The following is an 8,824-nucleotide window of genomic DNA, read 5'->3' on the forward strand; positions in this document are numbered from 1 at the left end:
GCCTACCTTTCCATGCCGATGCCCCGGCTAAGCCGGTGGCCGCGTGTCATTTCATCTTGCAGCGCGCGGGCAATGGTCTGCTCGCGGCGAAGCTCCTGCCCGATTCCAAGCTCCTGCCGGCGATTGCGCAGGATGGAATCTACCTGCGGGTCACGCTCAAGGCTCTTGGTCATGCCGTTCATCTGGCTTTCAACCTTGGCGCGGGCATCGTCATGTTGCCAGCCGCGAAGCTCCCGGCGCTGCCCCTGTAGCTCCTGCCAGCGTTCAACGAACCGCTCGGCCCGGATATTCGGGTCTTGCAGCGCGGCGTTTTCGCGCTTCATCCCGTCGATAACATGCGCGACACGCTCCCGGCCGGAAAGCTCGGTCATGGCGCGCGCGGTCGCCGGGTCGTTTTCCAACGTCGAGCGCATCAAATCTTTCAGACCGTCGCGCACCTGGTCGAGCTGCTGGCCGGCCTGCTGCATTTCCTGCCGTTGCATGTCGAGAACGGGCAGGCCGTCGCGCCGGTGCTGGTCGATCGACTGATAGGCCCGCGAATAGCGGTCAACGGCCTGCTCAAGCGGCGACTGCCCCCGCGCCCGCTCGGCCAATTTATCGGTATGGGGGCGGTCGGGCGTCGGCGCCTGCCGCAAGCTCCCTTCCCTTTCCGGCCGCTCTGTGCGCTCCTGTGAGGGCGCAGGGCGCGCATTGAGCTTGAGGCCGGCGAACATACCGCGCCGCTGCTTCTCGGCCTGCTGCGGCCGTTTCTGGTCGATCTGCGGGCCGTCCTCGCCGACGCGATCCTGCTGCGGCCCCTCGGCCGCCGCGCCGCGCCCGAGTTTCAGGCCCTCGAACGGATTGCGGCGCTGCTGTCGATCGCCGGCGAGATCCTCGCGCGGATCTGCACGAAGATCCTGCGCGAGATCCGCGCCGACTTTTTGCGAGGATCTCGGCGCGCGGTCCTCGATGCGCTCCCGCTCGGCCGTCGGTTCCCGCTCCGCACGTAGCCCGGCCGCGCGCTCGGCCGGAATCTCGATCTCGCTGCGGACGCCCATTTGCTCCGCGATCCCGCGCCGCTCGGCAAAGTCGCGGGTATAGTCGAGCGTCGTTTCCTTCACGCCCGACCGGGACAGGCGGCGTTCTAGCTGGTCATAGGCCAGCTCGCCGGCGTCCTGAACCTTCCATGCGTTCCGGTGCGTCTCGGTGCCATCGGGCAAGGTGACGGGGGTAGAGCCTAGATGTTGAAGGCCGATCTTCTCCCCGATCTCCGGCGCGGCCTCCTTCATGGCCCGCTCAAGATCAACGCCCCATAGGGTGCGCTGCTCGCCCTTGTCGTTTTCCAGCGTCACGAAATAGCTGTCGGACTTCTGCGGGTCGTGCTCATAGGGCGCGGCCCCATGCTCGACCAGGCGGCCGGCATTGGTGAACTCGTCCTGGGCGGCGTAGAGCTGCACCCCGTCACGATGCCGGGTCATGGCGACATAGGTTAGATGCCGGTCCATCGTGCCCGACGCCATCACATATGACCGATCGACCGTCGCGCCCTGGTTCTTGTGAATCGTCGTCGCATAGCCGTGGTCGATCGCCTGATAGTCGCCCATCGGCACGCTGACGCTGCGCCCTTCCGCGCCGCTCGGCCCGTCGAGCTGCGCGACGATCCGGCCGGCCTCGACATGCTCGACGGTGCCGAGCATCCCGTTTTTCACGCAAAGGTCGCGGTTGTTCTCAAGGAACACGATGCGGTCGCCCGGCGCGAACTCCCGCTTTCCGTCATTGGTCTGGAAGGACAGCGCGCCGGCGTCCTCGCCCCGCGCCAGCTCGCCCCGGTCCTGTAGCTCCGTCCGGATCGCGTCATTGATGGCGTGAACATCGGCACGGCGATGCGCCATCGCAACCCGGGTTCCCTCCGGCCGCTCGTCGCGGTCGGCAAGGTAATCGCGCACGATCTGGCCGCGCGCGTCCTCGCCTGTCTCGGCAAAGCTGATAGCGCCGTGATCCCGGTATGCCGCCAGCCCCTCGGCCGTCCGGTGCGTGGCGAAGTCAACGGAAGCCTCCCGCTGCCAGTCCACGCGCTGCCGGCGTATCTCGGAAAGCTCGGCATGGCCGATTTCCTCCGTGATCGCCCGGAACGGTGCGCCGGCCCCGATCGCCTGTAGCTGCTCATGGTCGCCGACTAGGACGATCTTCGCCCCGCGCGCCTCGGCCTCGCCAACGAAGCGGGCGAGCTGCCGGCTCCCGACCATGCCCGCCTCGTCGATCACGAAGACGTCGCCGCGGCCGATCATGCCGCGGTCGTTCTCCCAACCGCGGGACCATGACGCCAGCGTGCGGCTCTGGATGCCGGAACTTTCTTCCAGGCCCTCGGCCGCCTTCCCCGACAGGGCCGCGCCGTGGACTTGATAGCCCTCGGCCTCCCATGCCTCGCGGGCGGCCGCGAGCATGGTGGACTTGCCAGCGCCGGCGAAACCGACCACGGCGGAAATCCGCTCCGGCCCGGTGATATGCTCGATCGCCCGGCGCTGCTCGTCCGACAGCCGGGCGGAAGCATCGCCGGCGCTACGCTGAATGGCGGCGTCCTGCCGATCTATAGCGCGCTCGACATGCCGGCGATCGACGCCATGAGATTGCGCCTGGTGCATCCGCTGCGCGCTCTCGATCATGCCGGATTCGATCTCGACCATTTCGCGGGTCGAGAACCGCGCAAGCTCGATTTCCCCGGTTGCCGTGTCCACCCGCTCGGCCTGCAACTCCACAAGTGCCGGCGAGGCCATCACCTTTGCAAAGGCGCTCTGGAACTCCTGCACATCATCGTTGATGTAGCGATGCAGGGTCCGGGCAATGTCGCGCCGGTCGAACACGCTCTTTTCGCCGGTGATGAGGGTTAGAACCTGCTCCGGCTTCTCGCGGATAAGATCGGCGTTCCGCTGCGCCGCTTCCTCGTCCAGCCGCGTGCGCCCCACGTCGAGGCCGCGCCGCTCCATCTGCGTGGCATGGACGCCCATATGCTCGGTTGGCGAAATCTCTAGCCCGCGCTCCATGTGCGAACGATGGTCGATCCGAATATCATGACCGGCCATCGCAAGCCGCTCGTTCGCGATCCCCTCCCACGTCTGGCGAAGGTCGCGAAGCTGCATGTCGGTCGTCGCCAGACCATTCGACAGCAGCCATTTGTTTTCGCGCTCAAGATAGGTCTTGTCGCCTAGCCCGTCCTCCGTCACCTGCCGCGTGGTCATGAGAATGTGGGCATGATGATTGCGAACGTCGCTCGCATCGTGCGGCCCGTGAATGGCGAAATCGACCGCCGCGCCGTAGCGGTTCGCCAAATCCTGCGCCATCTCCCGCGTTGCCTCTAGGCGCTGCTCGGCCGAAAGCTCATGCGGCAAGGCAATCTCAAATTCGCGGGCAACGCGGGCGTCTTTCCGCTTCTCGACAAACTCGGCGGCATTCCACAAGGCCGAACGATCCTTGGCCCATTCCGCGTTAACGCCTTCCGGCAAGACGATCTCAGCATGTTCCACGCCCTGCTTGGCCGTGTAGTCATGCGTGATTCCGTCGCGCTCGTTGGTCAGCTTCTCTCCGGCACGATAAGCCATTGAGGCGACGGCGCTGCGTCCGCTTGCTCTCGAAACTGGCTTCATGCTCAAATGGTAGATCGCCAACCCGTTTCCTCGATCCTGTTTCCACCTTTTCCGCCAGCCTCCTAGCTGGCGGCGCGCTGAGTTGCGAAGCAACTCGTAAGTGCGCCCTTCTCAACTCAATCGCTACGCTCTTTCGCCGATCGGTGTGGCGCTCGCGGCAAGGTCGATGCAATGAATTGAGGCCGGATTGTGATGCAAAACCGCTGAAAACTCAAGCGTAACAGGCAAACGCTGGAAAAGACGGTCGGGAATGATAGTCTAGGCGAACAACCGGAAAAGGAGATTTGAGGAATGGCGCGCAAAACGATCGAACAACGCTTGGCCGAACTGGATGCGCAGCGCGCCACGCTCAAGGCCCGACTGTCGAAGCAGGAACGCGCCAACGACACGCGCCGCAAGGTGCTGCTCGGCGCGCTCGTCCTGCATCGCCTCGAACACGGCAAGGATGAGGAATTTTCCCGGCGCTTGGGCGAATGGCTCAAGCGTGAGCTGCCCGACTTCCTGACGCGCCCCGGTGACAAGGAACTGTTTGCCGACCTGATCGGCAACGCGCCGGCCGGGGAGACGACAGGCAGCGCCGGGGGGACGGCCGCATGAGTCAGGCGAGACTTGCATGGGGTGCGTTCAAGAACATGATGCGGCAGGCCGCGCGTGATCCGCTATGGGCGTTCGTCGCTCTGCTCGCCGCACCTTTCCGCATCTGGAAACCGCTTCTCGGACTTCTGTTCCTCCTTGTTATCGTCCTGTTCGTCGTCGGCTTCGGTGGCCGCTTCGCTCTCGAACAAATCGGCTTTCGCGTCGGCTCGGTTCCGGTTCTCCTGCTCGATCTCGTCACGCTGCTGGTGCTGCTGGCGCTCGCCTTCCGCTTCCTCACCAATCCGTTGATTATCCATTTCGGGGATATGGACGGCGAAACCCACGGCTCGGCCCGCTTCGCCACCGACAAGGAAACCGCCGCCATTGCCCGCACCGATTCCGGCCTGCTGATCGGCCGCGACGGCAAGACCGGAAAGCTCCTGCGCTATGACGGCCCGGCCCATCTGCTGACGATGGCACCGACGCGCACCGGCAAGGGGGTGGGAACCATCATCCCTAACCTGCTCACCGCCGACCGGTCCGTGATCTGCATCGACCCCAAGGGCGAAAATGCAAAAATCGCCGGACGCGCCCGCCAGCAATTCGGCCCGGTTCACGTCCTCGACCCCTTCGGCGTCACCGGCCAGCCCTCGGCCGCCTTCAATCCGCTCGACACGCTCGACCCGGCCGGCCTCGATGTCGCGGAAGACGCCAGCACCCTTGCCGACGCCCTCGTGTTCGATGAACCGGGCATGGCCGGCGAGGCGCATTGGAACGAGGAAGCCAAGGCGCTGATCGCCGGTCTGATCCTGAAGATTGCCGCCCACGAATCCAGCGGCCGGCTCAATCTCGCCACCCTGCGCGAATATCTTACCCTCCCCCCGGAACAGTTCGCCGCTCTGCTCAAGCGGATGCAGGAAACCGACGAAGCGGCCGGCCTGATCGCGCGCGCCGCCAATCGCCACCTCGGCAAATCCGATCGGGAGGCCGCCGGCGTCCTCTCGGCCGCGCAGCGCCATACCCATTTTCTCGACAGCCCGCGCATGACCGCCGTACTCGGCCGATCTGACTTCCGCTTTGCCGATCTCAAGCGCCGCAACGTCTCGGTGTTCCTCGTCCTGCCGCCCGATCGCCTGTCCACCTATTCCCGCTGGCTGCGCCTGCTCGTCTCGCAAAGCCTGATCGACATGGCCCGCGATCCGGCGAAACCCGCCGTGCCGGTCCTCTATCTGGCCCTGTCGGCTCGAAGCTGGGATTTTGGCCAAGTTGACGAACGTTGTGGGAACACGGTGGCGATGATTGACAGCTGAATTTGCAGGGAACGACAGTCTGTTCCGAATTATGGAGTAGACTGATGGGTTTGCGTATTTCGAATGAGGAATTTATCGGGCGTTGGAGTCTGAGCTTTTCCGACATGGATTTTGTGAACGGCAAGCCGGCCCCGGCGCGACTGGGATTGGGGGTTCAGCTCAAGTTCTTCGCCGCGCACGGCTTCTTCGTACGGGACCATGCCTCAGTCCCCGCGGATGGCGTTGCATATTTGGCCGAGCAGCTTGGCGTCGAATGTGACGCCGTGAACCAGTACGATTTCTCCGGCCGGACTGCACGCCGGCATTGTGCCGAGATTTTGCAGCATCTCGGCTTTCGGCGCCTGAAACGGTCCGATCGGGAAGAGCTGACATTATGGATCGCTAGCGAACTGTGTCCGACCGGGCAATCGGTTGGCGCCATGCTCGAGCAGGTTTTTTTGTGGTGCCGGGACCGTTCCATATACGGCCCGTCGCACAAGGAACTGGAACGCCTGGTGCGTTCGCAGCGGCAACATTATCTCGACGACTGGTTGGCCGGATTGAGCGCTCGCCTTTCAGCAAGCACGGTCGCACTGCTGGAGGCTTCTATTGCCGAGGCAGACGGCCAGACCGGCTTCAATACGATGAGAGGTGATGCTGGCCAGGCCACGCTCGACAACGTCCTCGCGATGACGGCAAAACTTGCCTTCATTCAGAAACTTGATCTGCCACAGGATATCTTGTCGACGACCGGCAAGGCATGGGTGGAACAGATCGTCCGCCGTGTCGCCGGCGAAAAGGCCTGGGAGATGCGGCGGCACGCGCCGGCCAGACAAATCGGCCTCTACGCGATTTATCTTTTGTCGCGGGAAGCGCAACTCACGGACGCCATGGTCGACCTGCTGATCGAGACGGTCCACAAGATCGGGACGCGCTCGAAACGCAAGGTCGTAGGCGATATCGCGAAGGATATCGAGCGGGTCTATGGCAAGGAAAGATTGCTGGTTGAGATTGCCAGCGCTTCGATCGACGAGCCCGCGGGGCGCGTCTGCGATGTCATCTTCCCTATCGTAGGCAGGGACAAGCTGGCGGCGATCGTCAAGGAGAGCCAGGCGAAAGGGGCTCTCGACCGGCGCATATATAAGGTGATGCGCTCGTCCTGGGCCAATCATTACCGGCGCATGCTGCCCAGCCTGCTTTCGGTTCTGGAATTCCGGTCGAACAACACCGTGTGGCGTCCGGTTCTGGCGGCGCTGGATTGGATCAAGAGCAAGGTCGATGATGGCTGCCGGTTCGTGCCGATGCAGGATGTGCCGATTGACGAGGTTATTCCGGCCAGATGGCGCAGTTCGGTCATCGATAACGATGGCCGTGTGAACCGGATCAGCTACGAGCTTTGTGTCCTCACCCAATTGCGGGATCGCATCCGCTCCAAGGAGATCTGGGTTGTCGGTGCGGACCGCTATCGCAATCCTGACGACGATCTTCCCAGGGACTTCGAAATCCGTCGTAACGCCTATTACACAGGCCTCAACCTGACCGCGGATGCGCGAGCGTTCACAGCCGGCATTCGCCAGGAGCTTGAGCATGAGCTACTGCTTCTGAACGAAACGATCCCACGAAACGACAAGGTCCGGCTGCTGTGGCGCGGCGAAAACCGCATATCGATCACGCCGTTCAAGCCTCTACCGGAGCCGAAGGGGCTTGAAGCGATCAAGGGTGAGATCGGTCAACGCTGGCCGATGACAGGATTGCTCGACGTGCTGAAGGAAGCCGCACTCGATATCGGTCTGCTGGAGGCCTTCGAAACATCGGCGTCGAGAGTTGCTCTGTCGCGCGAGGCGCTGGATCGGCGGCTTCTGTTGTGCCTTTATGGTCTCGGCACGAATGCCGGGCTCAAGCGGATCGCCGGCGCCACACCTGATGTCAGCTACGACGAGCTGCTGCATGTTCACCGCCGCTTTATCCACGCGCCGGCGCTGAGGGAGGCGTGCGCACGGGTTGCAAACGCGACCCTGGCCATCCGCAATGCCGCCGTTTGGGGAGATGCCGGGACGGCATGCGCGTCCGATTCCACGAAGTTCGGCGCGTGGGATCGCAATCTGATGACGGAATGGCATGCCCGCTACGGCGGGCGCGGCGTCATGATCTACTGGCACGTGGAGAAGCGAGCGACCTGCGTGTATTCGCAGCTCAAGCGGTGCTCTTCCTCGGAGGTCGCCTCCATGATCGAAGGTGTGCTGCGTCATTGCACCGATATGGAAATCCAGCGCCAGTATGTCGATAGCCATGGTCAGAGCGCGGTCGGTTTCGCATTTTGCCGCCTTCTCGGCTTTGAACTCGCCCCGCGCCTGAAGGCGATTGCGCGCCAGAAGCTGGCAATCCCTGAAGCGGCGATGCGTTCACGACTGCCGAATCTGCTGCCGATCCTTTCCGGAGCGATCAACTGGGACGAGATCGTGCAGCAATATGACGAGATGGTCAAATACACCGCCGCCATGCAGTCGAGAACGGCGGACCCGGAGGCGATCCTGCGCCGTTTCGCCCGTGCCGAAGTGATGCACCCGACCTACAAGGCGCTGAGCGAACTCGGCCGCGCGGTCAAGACCATATTCCTGTGCCGCTATCTTCGTCAGGAGGCATTCCGCCGGGAAATCCACGAGGGGCTGAATGTCGTCGAGAACTGGAACAGCGCCAACGGTTTCGTCTTCTTCGGCAAGAGCGGCGAGATCGCCACCAACCGGATTGACGAGCAGGAAATCTCCGCCCTCGCACTGCATCTGCTGCAGGCGTCGCTCGTTTATGTGAACACCCGTATGCTTCAGACCGTGTTGGTGGAACCGAAATGGGTAGACCGGATGACGCCGGAGGATTATCGCGGACTCACACCGTTGATCTACAGCCACGTCAATCCTTATGGCAGGTTCGATCTCGATCTGAACAGCCGGATCGATTTTGGCCGGCTTGCGGCATGAACCGATCGGGGGCGCTGCAATCCATCGCAACCAGATTCCTGTTGTGTATGTGTACTTGCGGTGGTTTGCGGGAAGGGGGTGAAATCCTACCCTAAGCGCGCGGAAGAACGCGAGGCAGCATCATGGCATCCGGGCTTTTAACGCTCCTCGGGTGGTTTGAGATGCCGGAACTGCACCAGCAACAGCAGGTCATAGGTGATCTTCAGCGCTCCGCAGATGACGAGCGGCCAGGCCCGATATGAGGCCGCGAAGAGCACACCCGCCAGCGCAGGACTGGCTGCCGCCGCGAGACTGCGCGGGACCGATGTGAAGCTCGCCGCCGCGGTCCGCTCCGCCTCCGTGACAACGGCCATCACGTAGGACG

At 63.2% G+C, this 8,824-nt stretch carries 3 protein-coding genes and 2 pseudogenes; 3 read left to right on the plus strand and 2 right to left on the minus strand.

The window, feature by feature from the left end; all coding sequences use genetic code 11:
- Positions 1-2: 2 nt before the first annotated feature.
- Entirely contained in the window at positions 3-3,641 is a 3,639-nt protein-coding gene (gene traA, locus MKS82_RS27295) for a Ti-type conjugative transfer relaxase TraA (protein ID WP_240579522.1), read from the minus strand.
- 270 nt (positions 3,642-3,911) lie between these two features.
- On the opposite strand from traA, the gene MKS82_RS27300 reads away from it, so the two are divergent.
- The 3 genes and pseudogenes from MKS82_RS27300 (at position 3,912) to MKS82_RS27310 (ending at position 8,460) form a co-directional block, all read left to right on the plus strand.
- Positions 3,912-4,217 (plus strand): mobilization protein, encoded by a 306-nt coding sequence (locus MKS82_RS27300; protein WP_240579523.1) that lies wholly within the window; start codon positions 3,912-3,914, stop codon positions 4,215-4,217.
- A pseudogene (locus tag MKS82_RS27305) lies at positions 4,214-5,428 on the plus strand (type IV secretory system conjugative DNA transfer family protein); the annotation flags it as partial. The gene MKS82_RS27300 and the pseudogene MKS82_RS27305, both read left to right, overlap by 4 nt.
- A 122-nt stretch (positions 5,429-5,550) precedes the next feature.
- The gene (locus tag MKS82_RS27310; protein WP_151652298.1) at positions 5,551-8,460 is read left to right on the plus strand and encodes a Tn3 family transposase; all 2,910 of its coding nucleotides are present in this window, start codon (positions 5,551-5,553) and stop codon (positions 8,458-8,460) included.
- Positions 8,461-8,597: 137 nt separating this feature from the next.
- Here MKS82_RS27310 and MKS82_RS27315 read toward each other — a convergent pair.
- Positions 8,598-8,824: pseudogene (locus MKS82_RS27315) on the minus strand (MFS transporter); the annotation flags it as partial.

The sequence above is a fragment of the Ochrobactrum sp. A-1 genome (assembly GCF_022488005.1).
In the GTDB taxonomy this organism is placed as follows: Bacteria; Pseudomonadota; Alphaproteobacteria; order Rhizobiales; family Rhizobiaceae; genus Brucella.